The sequence below is a fragment of the Pseudomonas sp. AAC genome (genome assembly GCF_000725445.1).
Classification (GTDB): Bacteria; Pseudomonadota; Gammaproteobacteria; order Pseudomonadales; family Pseudomonadaceae; genus Pseudomonas; species Pseudomonas citronellolis.
Window position 1 is genome coordinate 121060 of the sequence record NZ_KL647094.1, and the last position, 17960, is coordinate 139019.

A 17960-nucleotide genomic window follows, 5' to 3' on the forward strand; every position below is an offset into this window, starting at 1 on the left:
GAGAACGCCCATGGCCGGTCCGTCGACCGCACTGCCCCGCCTGCTGCCCGCGCCGTCGCGGCGCCGCCAGTTGCCCGCCTTCCTCGGCGCGGCCCTGGCCCGCCCGGGCCTGACGCTGGCCGGGGTGTTCCTGGCGCTGCTGGTGCTCGCCAGCCTGGCGCCGACCTGGCTGGTGGCCACCGACCCGCTAGCCGCCAGCGCCCGCCACGCCTTCCAGGCGCCCAGCGCGGCGCACTGGCTGGGCACCGACGAGAACGGCCGCGACGTGCTCGCACGCCTGGTGCACGGCGCCCGGCCGTCGTTGCTGATGGGCCTGGCGGCCACCACCATCGGCCTGCTCGGCGGCATCGCCGTGGGCCTGGCCGCCGGGCTCGGGCCGCGCTGGCTGGACGCCTCGGCGATGCGCGGCATCGACGTGCTGCTGGCCTTCCCGGAACTGCTGCTGGCCCTGGTCATCATCACCTTCTGGGGCCAGGGGCTGGTCAACGCCATGCTCGCCGTGGGCATCGCCGGCATCCCGCGCTACGCCCGCCTGGTGCGGGCCCAGGCCAAGGTGGTGCGCGGCGCGGCCTACGTCGAGGCGGCAGTCACCCTGGGCCTGTCGCGGCCGGCGGTGATCTGGCGCCACCTGCTGCCCAACGCCATCCGCCCGGTGCTGATCCTGGCCACCCTGGGCATTGGCGCCAACATCGCCGCCGGCGCCTCGCTGAGCTTCCTCGGCTTCGGCGCGCCGCCGCCGGCGCCCGAATGGGGCTCGATGCTCTCGGTCGGCCGCAACTTCCTCTCCAACGCCTGGTGGCTGGTCGCGGCACCGGGCACGGCGGTGACCCTCACCGTGGTCGCCGTGACCGTGCTCGGCCGCGCCCTGCTGCGCTACAGCGAGGGCAAACGCCCATGACCACCCTGATCAACCCGTTCCGCCCGCTGCTGGAAGTGGCCGACCTGGACGTCGCCTTCGGCCGCGCCCAGCCGGTGCTGCAGCAGGTGTCCTTCAGCCTCTTCCCCGGCGAATGCCTGGCCCTGGTCGGCGAGTCCGGCTCGGGCAAGAGCGTCACCTCGCGCACCCTGGCCGGGCTCACCGGCGCCGGCGCGCAGATCCGCGCGCGGCGCCTGGCCTTCGACGGCCAGGACCTGCTGAACCTAGGCGGCCGCCAGTGGCGCGAGCTGCGCGGCTCGCGCATCGGCTTCGTGATGCAGGACGCCCTCGGCTCGCTCGACCCGCTGCGCCAGGTGGGCCGCGAGATCGACGAGCCGCTGCGCCTGCATACGTCCCTGGACCGCGAGCGGCGCCAGCAGAAGGTGCTCGACCTGCTACGCGCGGTGGGCGTGCCCGAGGCCGAGCTGCGCGCCCGCCAGTACCCGCACCAGCTCTCCGGCGGGCTGCGCCAGCGCGCGCTGATCGCCTCGGCCATCGCCTGCGACCCCGACCTGCTGATCGCCGACGAACCCACCACGGCGCTGGACGCCACCGTCCAGGCGCAGGTCCTCGACCTGCTGGAAAGCCTGCGCCAGCGCAACCGCGCCATGCTGGTGGTGAGCCACGACCTGGCGGTGGTGGCGCGCCTGGCGCACCGCGTGGCGGTGATGCAGCACGGCGTGATAGTCGAGGAAGGCCCGGTCGACCAGGTGCTGGAAGACCCGCGCCACCCCTACACCCGCTCGCTGCTGCGCGCAGCCTCCGCGGTGCACCTCAGCCATGCGCCGCAGCCCGCCGCCAGCGAGCCGCCGCCGGCCAGCCTCGGCGCCCAGCCGGTGGTGCTGGAGGCGCGGCAACTGGCCAAGCACTTCCGCGGCCCGAACGGCGCGGCGCAGCAGGCGGTGGCCAACGCCTCCTTCACCCTGCGCGCCGGCGAGACCCTGGGCATCGTCGGCGAATCCGGCTCGGGCAAGACCACCCTCACCCGCATGATCCTCGGCCTGGAGCGCCCCGACAGCGGCGAGGTGTACCTGCGCGGCCAGGCCTGGAGCGCCCTCGACGCCCTCGCCCAGCGCCGCGAGAGGCGCCGCATCCAAGTGGTGTTCCAGGACCCGCTGGCCTCCTTCGACCCGCGCTACAGCGTGGCCCGCGTCCTCGACGAGGCCCTGGCCCGGGCCGGCGGCAGCCGCGCCGAGCGCCAGCAGCGGGCGCGCGAACTGCTGGAACTGGTGCGCCTGCCGGCGGGCATGCTGCAGCGCCGGCCCATCGAGCTGTCCGGCGGCCAGCGCCAGCGCATCGCCATCGCCCGCGCCCTGGCGGCGCAGCCGGAAATCCTGGTGTGCGACGAGCCGGTGTCGGCGCTGGACGTCTCGGTGCAGGCGCAGATCCTCGACCTGCTGGCCGACCTCAAGCAGCGCCTGGGCCTGGCCTGCCTGTTCATCTCCCACGACCTGGGCGTGGTGCGCCACGTCAGCGACCGCGTGCTGGTGATGAAGGACGGCCACATCGTCGAGAGCGGCCCGGTGCGCGAGGTCTTCGCCCGCCCGCAGCACGACTACACCCGCGCCCTGCTGGGCGCCATTCCCCACCTGCCGCAACCCCGGGAGCGCCGCATCCGTGTCGAAGCCATTGCACGTTAACCTGTTCGAGATGAACTGCGTCAGCCACATCGTCCACGGCCTCTGGGCCCACCCGGAAAACCAGCGGCACCGCTTCAACGACATCGACTACTGGACGGAACTGGCGCAACTGCTGGAGCACGGCACCTTCGACGGCGTCTTCCTGGCCGACGTGGTGGGCGTCTACGACCGCTTCCGCGGCGGCCCCGAGACGGCCCTGCGCGAAGCCGTGCAGGTGCCCAGCAACGACCCGTTGCTGGTCATCCCGGCGATGGCCGTGGTGACCCGCAACCTGGGCTTCGGCGCCACCTTCTCCACCACCTACGAGCCGCCCTTCGCCTTCGCCCGGCGCATGAGCACCCTCGACCACCTGACCCGCGGCCGCGTCGGCTGGAACATCGTCACCTCCTACCTGCCCAACGCCGCGCGCAACTTCGGCCTGGACGACGAGGTGCCCCACGACCGCCGCTACGAGATCGCCGACGAATACCTGGACGTGCTCTACAAGCTCTGGGAAGGCTCCTGGGACGACGACGCGGTGATCGCCGACCGCCAGCGGCGCATCTACACCGACCCGGCCAAGGTGCGCTACATCGACCACGTCGGCGAGCACTTCAGGGTCGCCGGGCCGCACCTCTGCCAGCCCTCGCGGCAGCGCACCCCGGTGCTGTTCCAGGCCACCGGCTCGCCGGCCGGCACCGAGTTCGCCGGGCGCCACGCCGAAGTGGTGTTCACCGGCGGCCCTACCCCGGCGGCGGTGCGCCGCAACATCGCCCACATGCGCGAACGCGCCCGCGCCCACGGGCGCGATCCGGCGGGCATCAAGTTCATCGTCCAGGCGGCGGTGATCGTCGGCCGCAACGACCTGGAAGTGCAGGCCAAGCTGGAGGACTACCGGCGCCTGCAGAGCCTCGACGGCGCCCTGGCGCACATGCAGTCGGGCGTCGACCTGGCCGCCTTCCCGGCGCACACGCCGCTGGCCGAGCTGCCCGGCGGCGGACCCTGGGCGGCGCTGCTGGCCAGCGACCCGCAGGCCACCGTGGGCCAGTTGGTGAAGCGCCTGGGCGGCTTCGACGAGGGCCGCTTCTTCGTCGCCGGCACGCCAAAGGTGGTGGCCGACGAGATCGAGAAATGGCTCGACGAGGACGGTATCGACGGCATCAACCTGCGCCAGTTCCTCACCCCGCACACAGCGCGCGACTTCATCGAACTGGTGGTGCCCGAGCTGCGCCGCCGCGGACGCTTCCGCGAGGCCTACAACGACGGCGAGACCCTGCGCGAACGGCTGTTCGGCGCCGGCCACGCGCGCCTGCCCGCCGACCACCATGGCGCCCGCTACCGCGACCCGGCGGCCCTGCGCCAGGCCAGCGCGCCGCTGCGCTTCGCCCAGGCGCCAGCCTGATCCCTTTCCCGAGATGGACCTGAAGATGCCCACATCCGCCGCAACCGCCCTGCCCCCCGCCCCCCTCGACCTGGCCGAGCTGCGCCGCCGCGCCGTGCCGCGCCTGGCCGCCATCGCCGAGGGCGCCGCCGAACGCGAGCGCCTGCGCCAGCTGCCCCACGAACAGGTGCGCGCCCTGGCCGCCGATCGCCTGCTGTGCTTCCGCATCCCCGCCGCATACGGCGGCGCCGGCGCCAGCGTGCGCGACACCGTGCAGTTCGTCATCGACCTGGCGGCGGTGGACTCCAACGTCGCCCAGTCGCTGCGCCCCAGCTTCGCCTTCATCGAGGGCCTGCTCGCCCGCGGCGACGAGGCCGAGCAGCAGCGCTGGTTCCCGCGCTTCCTCGCCGGCGAGGTGTTCGGCAATGCCGGCTGGGAGATCGGCGGCGCCAACGGCGCGGTGAGCGCGCGCCTGCGCCGCGACGGCGAGGCCTTCCGCGCCAGCGGCAGCAAGTTCTACAGCACCGGCTCGCTGTACGCCGACTGGGTCAGCGCGGTGGCACTGGACGAGGACGACAGGCCGGTGTCCTTCGTGGTCCCGCGCGACCGCGAGGGCCTGGAACTGCTGGACGACTTCGACGCCATGGGCCAGCGCCTCACCGCCAGCGGCACCACGCGCCTGAACGACCTGCTGGTGCAGCCGGGGGAAATCCGCCCGCGGGTGGTGGAGGAAGGCCAGCGCTCCATCGTCACGCCCTTCCTGCAACTGTTCCTCGGAGCGGTGGAGGCCGGCATCGCCCGCAACGCCCTGACCGACGCCGTGGCCTTCGCCCGCGACCACGCCCGGCCGATCAAGCACAGCAGCGCGCAGCGCTCGGTGGACGACCCCTACGTGGAATTCGCCGTGGGCGAGATTTCCGCCCGCGCCCTGGCCGCCGAGGCGGTGATCCTGCGCGCCGCCGAGCGCCTCGACGAAGCCTGGGCGGCGGGCCTCGACCACGACGCGGTGAACCTCGCCGCGGTGGAAGTGGCCCAGGCCCAGTACATCGCCGTGGAATCGGCGCTCAAGGCCGCCGAACTGCTGTTCGACGTCGGCGGCGCCTCCACCACCGGCCGCCAGCACAACCTCGACCGCCACTGGCGCAACGCCCGCACCCTGGCCAACCACAACCCGCGCCACTGGAAGGCCGCGGTGGTCGGCGCCTGGCGCCTGAAGGGCAGCGAGCCGCCGACCTCGGGGCTGTTCTGATGGGCGCAGCCATGCGCCCCCTGCTCCCCGCCATCGACGCCCCGGCGCGCGGCGGCCGCCTGGTGCCGATGATCACCGGCGCCGCGCTGTTCATGGAGCTGCTGGACAGCACCGCGGTGCTCACCGCGCTGCCGCAGATGGCCGCCGACTTCGGCGAGGCCGCGGTGCGCATGAACCTGGTGGTGTCGCTGTACCTGCTGGCGGTGGCGCTGTTCGTGCCAGTCAGCGGCTGGGTGGCCGACCGCTTTGGCCCGCGCCGGGTGCTGCTGGCGGCCATCGGCCTGTTCATGCTCGCCTCGCTGGCCTGCGCGGCGTCCACCTCGCTGCTGCAGCTGTCCCTGGCGCGCCTGGCCCAGGGCGCCGCCGGGGCGCTGATGGCGCCGGTGGGCCAGGTGCTGCTGTTGCGCTGGTCGACGCCGGACACCCTGCTGCGCAACATGGCCGCGCTGGCCATCCCCGCGCTGGTCGGGCCGCTGCTCGGCCCGCCGCTGGGCGGGCTGCTGGTGGACCTGCTGTCGTGGCACTGGATCTTCCTGGTCAACCTGCCCATCGGCGCGCTGGGCATCGTCCTGATCCTGCGCTTCGTCCCCGACTTCCCGGGCGATCCGCAGCGGCGCCTGGACCGCCGCGGCTTCCTGCTCAGCGGCTGCGCCCTGGCGGCGCTGGTGTTCGGCTTCGAGGCCCTGGGCCACCGCCTGCTGCCGCTGCCGGCGGTGGCCGCGCTGCTGGCCGCCGGCGCCTGCGCCGCGCTGGCCTACTGGCGCCATGCCCGGCGTCACGCGGCGCCGCTGATCGACCTCGGCCTGCTGCGCATCCCCACCTTCGCCACAGCGATCTGGGGCGGCAACCTGTTCCGCCTGGGCAGCGCCGCGCAGCCGTTCCTGATGGTGCTGATGCTGCAGCTGGGCTTCGGCCTGGGGGCGCTGGACGCCGGGTTGCTGACCCTCGCCGGCGGCGCCGGCGCGCTGAGCGTGAAGTTCCTCTCGGTGCGCATCGTCCAGCGCCTGGGTTTCCGCCGCACCCTGGTCGGCAACGCGCTGCTCTGCGCCCTGTCCATCGTCGGCTGCGCCCTACTGCGCGCCGACACACCCCTGTGGCTGCTGCTGGGGCTGCTGTACCTGAGCGGCCTGCTGCGCTCGCTGCAGTTCAGCACCCTGGGCGCCCTGACCTTCTGCGAGGTGCCGCGCGAGCTGGCCAGCCGCGCCAGCAGCCTGTCGGCGATGTCCATGCAACTGGCCATGAGCCTGGCGGTGGGCCTGGCCGCCAGCCTGCTGGGGCTGGTCATGCACGCCCAGGGCCATGCCCAGCCGCAGGTCGCCGACCTGTCCCTGGCGATGCTCGCCGGGGCTGTGCTGTGCGCCGCCTCGGCGCTGTCGTTCCGTCGCCTGGGCGAGACCGCCGGAGCCTCCATCAGCGGCCACGCCAGGCCCTCGCTCGCCGATAACCCATGACCCAAGGAGACCGCCCATGGCTGAGCCCATTCCCGCGCTGATCCACGCCGTTCGCTTCACCCCGCAAAGCAACGCCTCGCGGGTCTTCGGGGAGGACGGCACGGCCTTCCCGGTGACCCGCTACCTGCTGCCCCTGACCCATGCCTGAAGGACCCTACCCGCCATGAGCCACACCCCGGACGACACCGCCGGCGAACGCCAGGCCCACGCCTGGAACATCCGTTACCTGCCGGAGGCGCCAGTACCTTTCGTCATCCACTTCGTCAGCCAGTACCGCTGGGCCTACCTGGCGATCCTGCTGCTGCAGATCACCGCGGTGGTCTGCACCGTGCTGATCCCCTGGAGCCTGGGCCAGGTCACCCGCCTGGTGAACGCCAGCAGCACGCCCGAGGCGCTGTTCTGGCCGGTGGCCGGCTTCGCCGTGCTGGTGGCCCTGGAGGTGGTCTTCACCCGCAGCGCCAACACCATCAACATCCGCGTGCTGCCGCGCCAGCGGGCGCGCGTCACCCACACCGTCTACGCCTACCTGCAGCAGCACTCGCACCGCTTCGTCAGCAACGAGTTCGCCGGCGCCCTGGCGCACAAGGTCTCGGAAGTCGCCATGGGGGTGAACCAGACCATGAACATCCTGCTCTTCGACCTGATCCCGCTGCTGGTCACCCTGAGCCTGGCGAGCCTGGTGCTGGCCAGCGCCTCGGGCCTGCTGGCGGCGTTCATGCTGGGCTGGTCGGTGCTGTTCATCGGCATCTCCTTCCTGCTCGCCCGGCGCAGCCACCCGCTGGCGCAGCAGTACTCCGCGGCGCGCAGCATCAGCACCGGCAAGGTGGTGGACGCGGTGACCAACCTGAGCAACGTGCGCCTGTTCGCCCGGCATTCCCACGAGCTGGACTACCTGTCCGGCTACCTGGACCGCGAACTGGCGGCGGCCGGCCGCTCGCTGGGCTACATGGAGAAGATCCGCTGGTTCCAGAACAGCTGCGGCATGGCCCTGAAGATCGGCATGCTGCTGCTCACCCTGTGGCTGTGGCGCAGCGGCGCCATCAGCATCGCTGCCTTCGTCATGGCCACCAGCATGGCGCTGCTGATCATCAACGACGTGGCCAGTCTGTCGCGGCGCTTCCTGGAGCTGTTCGAGGCCACCGGCAACATCGCCAACGGCGTGCGCACCCTGATCCGCCCCCACGAGGTGGTCGACCGCCCCGACGCCCGCCGCCTGGAAGTGCGCCAGGGCAACGTCGAGTTCCGCGGCGTGCGCTTCGGCTACCACCCCGGCCAGCCGATCTTCGAGCAGCTCGACCTGCGCATCCCGGCCGGCCAGCGCGTCGGCCTGGTGGGCTTCTCCGGCTCCGGCAAGTCCACCCTGCTCAACCTGCTGCTGCGCCTGTACGACGTCGACGGCGGCCAGGTGCTGATCGACGGCCAGGACATCCGCGAGGTGACGCAGCACTCGCTGCACCGGCAGATCGGCCTGATCCCCCAGGAGCCCGGGCTGTTCCACCGCAGCATCCGCGAGAACATCCATTACGGGCGCCTGGAGGCCAGCGCCGAGGAACTGGCCGCGGCCATCCACGGCGCCGGCGCCAGCGCCTTCATCGAGCGCATGGAGCACGGCTACGATTCCCTGGTGGGCGAGCGCGGCGTCAAGCTGTCCGGCGGCCAGCGGCAGCGCATCGCCATCGCCCGGGTGCTGCTGAAGAACGCACCCATCCTGGTGATGGACGAGGCCACTTCCAGCCTGGACTCCATCACCGAGCGCTTCATCCAGGACCAGTTGGACAGCATCATGCAGGGCAAGACCGTGATCGTGGTGGCCCACCGCCTGTCGACGGTGGCGCACCTTGACCGCATCATCGTCTTCGACAAGGGCCGCGTGGTCGAGGACGGCAGCCACCAGGAGCTGCTGAAGAAGCGCGGCCAGTACTACCGCCTGTGGAGCCGGCAGTCCGACGGGCTGTTCCAGGAAGAGGCCGAGGCGGTCTGAATTTCCCAACCGGAGAGCGACATGAACTACCGAACCCTGGGCCGCTCCGGCCTGCAGGTCTCCCCCTGGCGCTGGGCAGCATGATGTTCGGCGGCCAGACCGACGCCGCCAGCTCGCGGCGCATCATCGACCAGGCGCTGGAGCGCGGGATCAACTTCATCGATACCGCGAACGTCTACAACGACGGGCGCTCGGAGGAGATCGTCGGCCAGGCCATCGCCGTGCGCCGCGACGACTGGGTGCTGGCCTCCAAGGTCGGCATGGGCCCGGCGGACGCCTGGCCGAACCGCCGCGGCCTGGGCCGCAAGCACATCGCCGCAGCCCTGGATGCCAGCCTGAAACGCCTGGGCACCGACTACCTGGACCTCTACTACCTGCACCGCGAGGACCCGCAGACGCCGCTGGAGGAAACGGTCGCGGCCATCGGCGACGCCATCGCCCAGGGCAAGGTGCGCCACTGGGGGCTGTCCAACTACCGCGGCTGGCGCATCGCCGAGGTGGTCCACGTGGCCGAGCGCCTGGGCGTGCCCCGGCCCATCGCCAGCCAGCCGCTGTACAACCTGGTGAACCGCCAGGCCGAGACCGAGCAGTTCACCGCCGCCGAATTCCACGGCCTGGGCGTGGTGCCCTACAGCCCGCTGGCCCGCGGCGTGCTCAGCGGCAAGTACCTGCCGGGCGTGGAGCCGGCCGCCGACAGCCGCGCCGGGCGCCAGGACAAGCGCATCCTGGAGACCGAATGGCGCGCGGAGTCCCTGGAGATAGCGCAGAAGCTGAAGGCCCACGCCGAGGCGCGTGGCGTCGGCGTGGTGCAATTCGCCATCGCCTGGGTGCTGAACAACGCCCTGGTCAGCGCGGCCATCGTCGGTCCGCGCACCGAGGAGCAATGGCAGGACTACCTGAAGGCGCTGGACGTGCGCCTGGACGCCGAGGACGAAGCCTTCGTCGACGCCCTGGTCACCCCCGGCCACGCCTCCACGCCGGGCTACAACGACCCGACCCACTTCGTCCCCGGCCGCCGCCCGCGCGGGGAATGACGGGACGCCAGCCGCGCCGAAGCGCTTTTCGTAGGAGCGAGCTTGCTCGCGAATGGAGTTTGCCGGTAACGCTGGTGCGGGGGGCTAACGCCGTACCCTCTCCCTAACCCTCTCCCTGAAGGGAGAGGGGACCGTTCGGTGCGTTCGGATGCTCTTGAGTCAGCCGGACGCGCCGGTGCTTTCAGGTTGAAACCATTCCTTCTCTCTGCACGGACAAGCCCCCTCTCCCTTCAGGGAGAGGGCTGGGGAGAGGGTGCTCTTGGTCCTAGCACCGAAGCCACGGGAAGCCCCGTTCGCGAGCAAGCTCGCTCCTACAAAAAGCTGTGCTCGCCCGTCCTCCTCCACCCAGTTCAGATCGACAACCGCACGATACGGCTGGCCAACGGCGCCGGCGTGCGGCGCTTGTTCACCACCAGTTCGCCAGCGGCGATCAGCCGGGCCCTGACGATGTTGCGGCTGAGCCCCAGCAGGTCGGAGGTGTGCACCTGGTTGGCATGGCAGAACTGGTAGGCCTCGCGCACCAGCAGGCTTTCCACCTGCCCATGCACGTCGCCGCCGCGCTCGCGGAACAGGCGCAGGAAGGCGCGTTCCAGCTGCGCCTCCAGCGGCTCGTCGGCGCCGGCCGCGCCCTCCAGGCGTTCCGGGCGCAGCCCCGGCAGGCGCAGGTCGTCGGCCTCGATGCGGCCGCCCTGGCAGACCAGCAGGGTGTGGTGGATGACGTTCTCCAGCTCGCGGATGTTGCCCGGCCAGTCGTACTCCGCCAGCTTGCGCGCCGCCGCCTCGCTCAGGTCGACCGCCTCGAAGCCGAGCTTGCGCCCGTAGGTGCCGATGAAGTGCCGCACCAGCGGCAGGATGTCGCCGCGCCGCTCGCGCAGCGCGGGCAGCTGCAGGGTGACGACGTTGAGGCGGTAGTACAGGTCCTCGCGGAAATGCCCGGCGTTGATCGCCTTCTCCAGTTGCACGTTGGTGGCCGCCAGCACCCGCACGTCGATCGGGATGCCCCTGCGCGAGCCCAGGCGCACCACTTCGCGCTCCTGCAGCACGCGCAGCAGCTTGACCTGAATGGGCATCGGCAGGTCACCGATCTCGTCGAGGAACAGGGTGCCGCCGTTGGCCGCCTCGAACCAGCCAGCCTTGGCACTGAGAGCGCCGGTGAAGGCGCCCTTCTCGTGGCCGAACAGCTCGGCCTCCACCAGGGATTCGGAGAAGGCCCCGCAGTTCACCGCGACGAAGGGCCGGTCGCGCCGGCCGCTCAAATTGTGGATGTGACGTGCGACCAGCTCCTTTCCCGTGCCGGTCTCGCCGATGATCAGGACGCTGGCCTCGCTGGGGGCGACCTGTTGCAAATGGGAGAGAAGCGCCTGCGATTTCGGGTCTTCGAAGACCTGTGCGGTTGCCCGGATCGAGGTGGCCAGTGTCGGGTTGGGTGGGAGAGTCAGCAGTTGCATGGGCTTCCTTACGAGTAGAACGTGGGCGAAGGTCGCTGCCGGTTGAGCGCCCAGGCGCCGAGCTCCTGGACGCGGTAATCGAGGGGGTCGTGCAGGCTCTGGGTGCGCAGGTTGCGCCAGTGCCGGTCCAGCCGCAGCGCGGCGTGGGTGGCGCGGGCGCCGGTGACTTCGAAGAGGCGGCTACAGAGTTCCAGGCCCACGCGGGTGGCGGCGACCTTGGCGGTGCCGATGGCGATGGCCAGCTCCGCGCGCTCCTCGGCACCCAGGCGCTGTTCCTTGCCCCAGGCCGCGTCGAACTGCGCGGCGGCGCGCTCCACCAGCAGGCGCACGCCTTCCAGGCCGACCCAGAAGTCGCCGTAGTGGCGCAGCACGTACGGGTCCTCGCTGATGCTCTCGGCGCTGGAGCGGAACCAGGGCCGCGCCTCCTTGAGGGTGTAGCCGCGGAATTCCTCGAAGGCGCCTTCGGCGATGCCGAGGAACATGTGGGCGAAGATCAGCTGCGCCAGCAGCGGGCGCAGGCAGGCGAAAGGCGTGCTCAGCGGGCCCGGGTCCAGCAGCAGCTCGGAGCGCTCCACGCGCACCCGCTCGAAGGTCACGCTGCCGCTGTCGGTCTGGCGCTGGCCCATGTTGTCCCAGTCGTCGTGCACGCCGATGCCGCTGCGGCCGCTGGGCAGCGCGGCGATCAGCAGCTTGCCGCCGGCGCTTTCGTCCACCGCCGAGGCGATCAGCATCTCCGAGTCGTTGGCGCCGGAACAGAAGCTCTTCTTGCCGGAGAACTCGCACCAGCCGTCGAACCACTTCACCTGGGTGCGGGTGTCCAGCGGGTTCAGGGCATTGCCCCAGAACCAGTTCTTGCGCGCGGTCAGCTCGAACCACGGCTGCCACTGCTCCGGGCGCGAGAACAGGCGCACGGTGGCCAGCATCAGGTGGTGGAAGCCGAACACGTGGGCCACCGAACTGTCGGCCCGGGCGAACTCGCGGACCACCTCCAGGGTCAGCGACCAGTCCGCGCCATGGCCGCCGAAGGCGCCGGGAATGCTCAGGGCCAGCAGGCCGCTGTGGCGGATGGCGTCGCGCTCGGCCTTGGGCGTGCCGCCGCGCTCGTCGCGTTCGGCGGCGTTCTCGGCAAAACCGGCGGCCAGCTGGCGGGCGATCTGCAAAGGGTTGAGGATGCGGCTTTGCTGGTTGGCGCTCACACGGGATCCCTCGTCGGTCGGGGCGGCCTTCAGGCGGGCGCCGCCCCGGCAATGAACCTTCGGCCGCGGCCGCCATGGGCCCGGCCGGCGAAATTGAACTGCACGCAGGGCCGAGCAATAACCATTCCAGCGGCCGCCGGGCCGGTTTGCGCGGCCTGGCGCGGGCGGCTTGTTGTTATCTGAGCAACAACTGTTGATTCGCTGTTGCCCCGGCGCTTCCGCCGATCGGCAACCCCTGGCGCCGCGCCTGCACACCAGCTAAACCCGCTAATAGGGAAGACGCCGGGCCAGGGCGCAGGTCGGTTTCAGGATGCGCCGGGTCGCTTGGGTGCAAACCCCGGGCGAGCAGGATGGCAAGCTTGCAGGATGCCCCCGGACCGGTGCGTCAAGACACCCGGCCGGCGGCAGGGAGGGCGACCGGGTGACCACGCCGCCGTGACGTGGACGGTACGCCGCAGCCGAAGACACCGGAGGTTTGCCGCCAAGGCAGGCCGGTCCGCGATGCCGAGGTACGCTGTATGCCTGATGAGACGCTTCACCTGCCCCTGATCCACGACGTGCTGGCACGCGAGAAGGACACCCCCGGCGCCCTGCTGCCGATCCTCCACGCCATCCAGGACGGCTGCGGGTACGTTCCCGACCTCGCCGTCGCGGAAATCGCCCATGCCCTCAACCTCAGCCAGGCCGAGGTGCGCGGGGTGATCAGCTTCTACCACGACTTCCGCACCGCGCCGCCGGCGCGCCATACCCTGCGCCTGTGCCGCGCCGAGTCCTGCCAGAGCATGGGCGCCGAGCGCCTGGCCGCGCAGCTGCGCGAGCAGCTGGCGCTGGACGACCACGGCACCAGCGCCGACGGCAACATCAGCCTGCGCCCGGTGTACTGCCTGGGCGCCTGCGCCTGCTCGCCGGCCCTGGAGCTGGACGGCCGGCTGCACGCGCGGCTCACCGCCGAGCGCCTGCGCGAGCTGGTCAACGGCTGCCTGGAGGATGGCGCATGCTGAAGCTCTTCCTCCCCCGCGACTCCGTCGCCCGCGCCGTGGGCGCGGAACAAGTGGCCGCCGCCCTGGCCCGCGAGGCCGAGCGCCGGCAACTGCCGCTGGAACTGCGCCGCACCAGCTCCCGCGGCCTCTACTGGCTGGAACCGCTGCTGGAGGTGGAAGACGCCGACGGCCGCCGCCTGGGCTTCGGCCCGCTCAGCGAGCAGGACGTGCCCGCCCTGCTCGACGCCCTGGCCGCCGATGCCACCCCTCACCCGCTGGCCCTGGGGCTGGTGGAAGACATCCCCTACCTGAAGAGCCAGCAGCGCCTGCTGTTCGCCCGCGCCGGCATCACCCGGCCGCTGTCCCTGGAGGACTACCGCGCCCACGGCGGCTTCGAGGGCCTGGCGCGGGCCATCGCCCTGGACGGCGCCGAGGTGGTCGCCGCGGTGCTCGACTCCGGCCTGCGCGGCCGCGGCGGCGCGGCCTTCCCCGCCGGCATCAAGTGGCGCACCGTGCGCGAGGCCCCGGCCACGCCGAAATACGTGGTGTGCAACGCCGACGAAGGCGACTCCGGCACCTTCGCCGACCGCATGCTGATGGAGGGCGACCCCTTCCTGCTGGTCGAGGGCATGGCCATCGCCGGCCTCGCCGTGGGCGCCAGCCTCGGCTACATCTACGTGCGCTCGGAATACCCGGACGCCATCGACACCCTGGAGCAGGCCCTGGCCATCGCCCGCGAAGCCGGCTACCTGGGCGCCGACGTGCTGGGCAGCGGCCGCGCCTTCGACCTGCAGGTGCGGGTGGGCGCCGGCGCCTACATCTGCGGCGAGGAAACCGCCCTGCTCGACTCACTTGAGGGCAAGCGCGGCGTGGTCCGCGCCAAGCCGCCGCTGCCGGCCCTGCAGGGCCTGTTCGGCCAGCCGACGCTGGTGCACAACGTGCTCACCCTGGCCTCGGTGCCGGTGATCCTGGCCCGCGGCGCGCCGTTCTACCGCGATTTCGGCATGGGCCGCTCGCTGGGCACCATGCCCTTCCAGCTGGCCGGCAATGTGCGCCACGGCGGCCTGGTGGAACGCGCCTTCGGCCTGACTCTGCGCGAGCTGGTGGAAGGCTACGGCGGCGGCACCGCCAGCGGCCGCCCGCTGAAGGCGGCGCAGGTGGGCGGCCCGCTGGGCGCCTGGGTGCCGCCGGCGCAGTTCGACACCCCGCTGGACTACGAGGCCTTCGCCGCCATGGGCGCCATGCTCGGCCACGGCGGCGTGGTGGTGGCCGACGACAGCCTGGACATGGCGCGCATGGCCCGCTTCGCCCTGCAGTTCTGCGCCGAGGAATCCTGCGGCAAGTGCACGCCCTGCCGGCTCGGCTCCACCCGCGGCGTGGAGGTAATGGACCGGCTGATCGCCGCCACCGACCTCGGCGCCCGCGAGGAACAGGCGCGGCTGCTCGTGGACCTCTGCGACACCATGCAATACGGCTCGCTCTGCGCCCTGGGCGGAATGACTTCCTACCCGGTGACCAGCGCCCTCAAGCACTTCCCCGCCGACTTCGGTCTGGCGAACACGGAGGCCGACCAGTGATCAACCTCTTCGATCCCTCCACCGACATCGTCGACCTCGGCACCCCGCCCCGCGACAGCGAGGTGCAGGTCAGCCTGAGCATCGACGGCCGCGAGATCAGCGTGCCCGCCGGCACCTCGGTGATGCGCGCCGCCGCGCTGCTGGGCACCAGCATTCCCAGGCTCTGCGCCACCGACAGCCTGGAAGCCTTCGGCTCCTGCCGCATGTGCCTGGTGGAAATCGACGGCATGCGCGGCTACCCCGCCTCCTGCACCACGCCGGTGGCCGAGGGCATGGTGGTGCGCACGCAGACGCCGAAGCTGGCGACGCTGCGGCGCAACGTCATGGAGCTGTACATCTCCGACCACCCGCTGGACTGCCTGACCTGCCCGGCCAACGGCAACTGCGAGCTGCAGACCGTGGCCGGCCAGGTGGGCCTGCGCGAGGTGCGCTACGGCTACGCCGGGGCCAACCACCTGAGCGAGGCCAAGGACGTCTCCAACCCCTACTTCGACTATGACCCGAGCAAGTGCATCGTCTGCAACCGCTGCGTGCGCGCCTGCGAGGAAATCCAGGGCACCTTCGCCCTGACCATCGACGGCCGCGGCTTCGACTCGCGGGTGGCGGCGGCCGGCGGCGACGACTTCCTCGACTCCGAGTGCGTGTCCTGCGGCGCCTGCGTGCAGGCCTGCCCCACCGCCACGCTGATGGAGAAGAGCGTGGTGCAGCTGGGCCAGCCGGAGCGCAGCGTCGTCACCACCTGCGCCTACTGCGGCGTGGGCTGCTCGTTCCGCGCCGAACTCAAGGGCGAGCAGCTGGTGCGCATGGTCCCGGACCGCAACGGCCAGGCCAACCACGGCCACGCCTGCGTCAAGGGCCGCTTCGCCTGGGGCTACGCCACCCACCCCGAGCGCATCACCAAGCCGATGATCCGCCAGCGCATCAGCGATCCCTGGCAGGAGGTCAGCTGGGAAGAAGCGCTCAACCACGCAGCCGGCGAATTCCGCCGCATCCAGCTCAAGTACGGGCGCGACTCCATCGGCGGCATCACTTCCAGCCGCTGCACCAACGAAGAGACGTACCTGGTGCAGAAGCTGGTGCGCGCCGCCTTCGGCAACAACAACGTCGACACCTGCGCCCGCGTCTGCCACTCGCCCACCGGCTACGGCCTGAAGCAGACCCTCGGCGAGTCCGCCGGCACCCAGAGCTTCGACTCGGTGATGCAGGCCGACGTCATCCTGGTGATGGGCGCCAACCCCACCGACGCCCACCCGGTGTTCGGTTCCCAGCTCAAGCGCCGCCTGCGCCAGGGCGCGCGGCTGATCGTCATCGACCCGCGGCGCATCGACCTGGTGGATTCGCCCCACGCCCGCGCCGAGCTGCACCTGCAACTGCGCCCGGGCACCAACGTGGCCATGCTCAACGCCCTGGCCCACGTCATCGTCACCGAGGGCCTGGTCGACCAGCGCTTCGTCGAGCAGCGCTGCGAGGCGGCGGACTTCGCCCACTGGCGCGACTTCGTCAGCCAGCCGCAGAACGCCCCCGAAGTGCTCGGCCCGGTGTGCGGCGTACCCGCCGAACTGATCCGCGCCGCCGCGCGGCTCTACGCCACCGGCGGCAACGCGGCCATCTACTACGGCCTGGGCGTCACCGAGCACAGCCAGGGCAGCACCGCGGTGATGGGCATCGCCAACCTGGCCATGGCCACCGGCAACGTCGGCCGCGAAGGCGTGGGGGTGAACCCGCTGCGCGGGCAGAACAACGTCCAGGGCTCCTGCGACATGGGCTCCTTCCCCCACGAGCTGCCCGGCTACCGGCACATCTCCAACGCCGAGGTGCGCAGCCAGTTCGAGCAGGCCTGGAACGTCACCCTGCAGCCCGACCCGGGCCTGCGCATCCCCAACATGTTCGAGGCGGCCCTGGACGGCAGCTTCAAGGCGCTGTACTGCCAGGGCGAGGACATCGCCCAGAGCGACCCCAACACCCAGCACGTCACCGCTGCCCTCTCGGCCATGGAATGCGTGGTGGTGCAGGACATCTTCCTCAACGAAACCGCCAAGTTCGCCCACGTGTTCCTGCCGGGCAGCTCCTTCCTGGAAAAGGACGGCACCTTCACCAACGCCGAACGGCGCATCTCGCGGGTGCGCAAGGTGATGGAGCCGCTGGGCGGCAAGGCCGACTGGGAAGCGACCATGGCGCTGTCCAACGCCCTGGGCTACCCGATGAACTACCGCCACCCGTCCGAGATCATGGACGAGATCGCCCGCCTGACGCCCACCTTCGCCCGCGTCAGCTACGCCGAGCTGGACCGCCACGGCAGCCTGCAGTGGCCGTGCAACGACGCCGCGCCCGACGGCACCCCGACCATGCACATCGACCAGTTCGTGCGCGGCAAGGGGCGTTTCATGCTCACCGGCTACGTGCCTACCGACGAGAAGGTCAACAACCGCTACCCGCTGCTGCTGACCACCGGGCGCATCCTCAGCCAGTACAACGTCGGCGCCCAGACGCGGCGCACCGGCAACGTCGCCTGGCACCCCGAGGACCGCCTGGAGATCCACCCCAGCGACGCCGAGAGCCGCGGCATCGCCGACGGCGACTGGGTCGGCGTGGGCAGCCGCGCCGGGCAGACGGTGCTGCGCGCCAAGGTCAGCGAGCGGGTGGCGCCGGGGGTGGTCTACACCACCTTCCACTTCCCCGAGTCCGGCGCCAACGTGATCACCACCGACAACTCCGACTGGGCCACCAACTGCCCGGAATACAAGGTCACCGCGGTGGAAGTGGTGCGCGTCTTCCAGCCCTCGGAATGGCAGAAGCGCTACCAGGCGTTCAGCGACGAACAGCGCCGCCTGCTGAAGGAACGCCGCCACGCCGAGAAAGCAGAGGTGCGCCGATGAGCATCGACAACCTGGTCAAGATGGCCAACCAGATCGGCCAGTACTTCGCCAGCGAGGCCGACCGCGAACTGGCCGTGCGCGGCGTGCGCCAGCACCTGCAGAGCTTCTGGACGCCGGCCATGCGCCGCGACCTGGCGGCCTGGCTGGCGCAGCACCCGGAGGCCGACCTGCACCCGCTGGTGCAGGAGGCGCTGAAGGAGCCGGCGGAGAGCGCCTAGCGGGCACGCCGGGGACGGCCGGACTATGATGCCG

At 71.5% G+C, this 17960-nt stretch carries 13 protein-coding genes and 1 pseudogene; 12 read left to right on the plus strand and 2 right to left on the minus strand.

All coding sequences use genetic code 11. From position 1 onward, the window contains the following. Positions 1-10 precede the first annotated feature (10 nt). The 8 genes and pseudogenes from FG99_RS00515 to FG99_RS00545 all read left to right on the plus strand — a co-directional run bounded on the left by FG99_RS00515 (position 11) and on the right by FG99_RS00545 (position 9631). A complete protein-coding gene (locus FG99_RS00515; protein ID WP_043266544.1) occupies positions 11-898 on the plus strand; it encodes an ABC transporter permease in 888 nt (295 codons plus the stop codon). After that, positions 895-2556 (plus strand): dipeptide ABC transporter ATP-binding protein, encoded by a 1662-nt coding sequence (locus tag FG99_RS00520; RefSeq protein ID WP_043266546.1) that lies wholly within the window; start codon positions 895-897, stop codon positions 2554-2556. The genes FG99_RS00515 and FG99_RS00520 overlap by 4 nt, the downstream gene beginning before the upstream one ends. After that, positions 2534-3937, plus strand: coding sequence for an LLM class flavin-dependent oxidoreductase (locus FG99_RS00525; protein ID WP_043266548.1), 1404 nt, complete (start codon positions 2534-2536; stop codon positions 3935-3937). The genes FG99_RS00520 and FG99_RS00525 overlap by 23 nt, the downstream gene beginning before the upstream one ends. 25 nt (positions 3938-3962) lie before the next feature. Further along, the gene (locus FG99_RS00530) at positions 3963-5165 is read left to right on the plus strand and encodes an acyl-CoA dehydrogenase family protein (RefSeq protein ID WP_043267870.1); all 1203 of its coding nucleotides are present in this window, start codon (positions 3963-3965) and stop codon (positions 5163-5165) included. An 11-nt stretch (positions 5166-5176) separates the two neighbouring features. Continuing rightward, complete coding sequence (locus FG99_RS00535) at positions 5177-6616, plus strand: MFS transporter (protein ID WP_043267872.1); 1440 nt, start codon at positions 5177-5179, stop codon at positions 6614-6616. Positions 6617-6632: 16 nt separating this feature from the next. Then, positions 6633-6764, plus strand: coding sequence for a hypothetical protein (locus FG99_RS32700; protein WP_256204820.1), 132 nt, complete (start codon positions 6633-6635; stop codon positions 6762-6764). Between the two features lie 15 nt (positions 6765-6779). After that, the gene (locus FG99_RS00540; RefSeq protein WP_043266550.1) at positions 6780-8597 is read left to right on the plus strand and encodes an ABC transporter ATP-binding protein; all 1818 of its coding nucleotides are present in this window, start codon (positions 6780-6782) and stop codon (positions 8595-8597) included. 21 nt (positions 8598-8618) lie between these two features. Beyond that, positions 8619-9631: pseudogene (locus tag FG99_RS00545) on the plus strand (aldo/keto reductase). A gap of 350 nt (positions 9632-9981) precedes the next feature. Here FG99_RS00545 and FG99_RS00550 read toward each other — a convergent pair. Then, on the minus strand, positions 9982-11079 hold the full coding sequence (locus FG99_RS00550) for a sigma-54 interaction domain-containing protein (protein ID WP_043266552.1): 1098 nt from the start codon (positions 11077-11079) through the stop codon (positions 9982-9984). Between the two features lie 8 nt (positions 11080-11087). Then, entirely contained in the window at positions 11088-12275 is a 1188-nt protein-coding gene (locus tag FG99_RS00555) for an acyl-CoA dehydrogenase family protein (protein WP_009619597.1), read from the minus strand. A gap of 518 nt (positions 12276-12793) precedes the next feature. Between FG99_RS00555 and FG99_RS00560 the strand changes: the two genes are divergently transcribed. Genes FG99_RS00560 through FG99_RS00575 form a run of 4 tightly spaced genes read left to right on the plus strand, consistent with a single transcriptional unit; the run spans position 12794 to position 17926 of the window. Continuing rightward, on the plus strand, positions 12794-13276 hold the full coding sequence (locus FG99_RS00560; protein WP_009619595.1) for a formate dehydrogenase subunit gamma: 483 nt from the start codon (positions 12794-12796) through the stop codon (positions 13274-13276). Continuing rightward, positions 13270-14832 (plus strand): NADH-ubiquinone oxidoreductase-F iron-sulfur binding region domain-containing protein, encoded by a 1563-nt coding sequence (locus FG99_RS00565; RefSeq protein WP_043266553.1) that lies wholly within the window; start codon positions 13270-13272, stop codon positions 14830-14832. Before FG99_RS00560 ends, FG99_RS00565 begins: the two co-directional genes overlap by 7 nt. Further along, positions 14829-17708 (plus strand): formate dehydrogenase subunit alpha, encoded by a 2880-nt coding sequence (gene fdhF / locus FG99_RS00570; RefSeq protein ID WP_043266555.1) that lies wholly within the window; start codon positions 14829-14831, stop codon positions 17706-17708. The genes FG99_RS00565 and fdhF overlap by 4 nt, the downstream gene beginning before the upstream one ends. After that, entirely contained in the window at positions 17705-17926 is a 222-nt protein-coding gene (locus tag FG99_RS00575; RefSeq protein WP_043266557.1) for a formate dehydrogenase subunit delta, read from the plus strand. Before fdhF ends, FG99_RS00575 begins: the two co-directional genes overlap by 4 nt. Positions 17927-17960 lie beyond the last annotated feature (34 nt).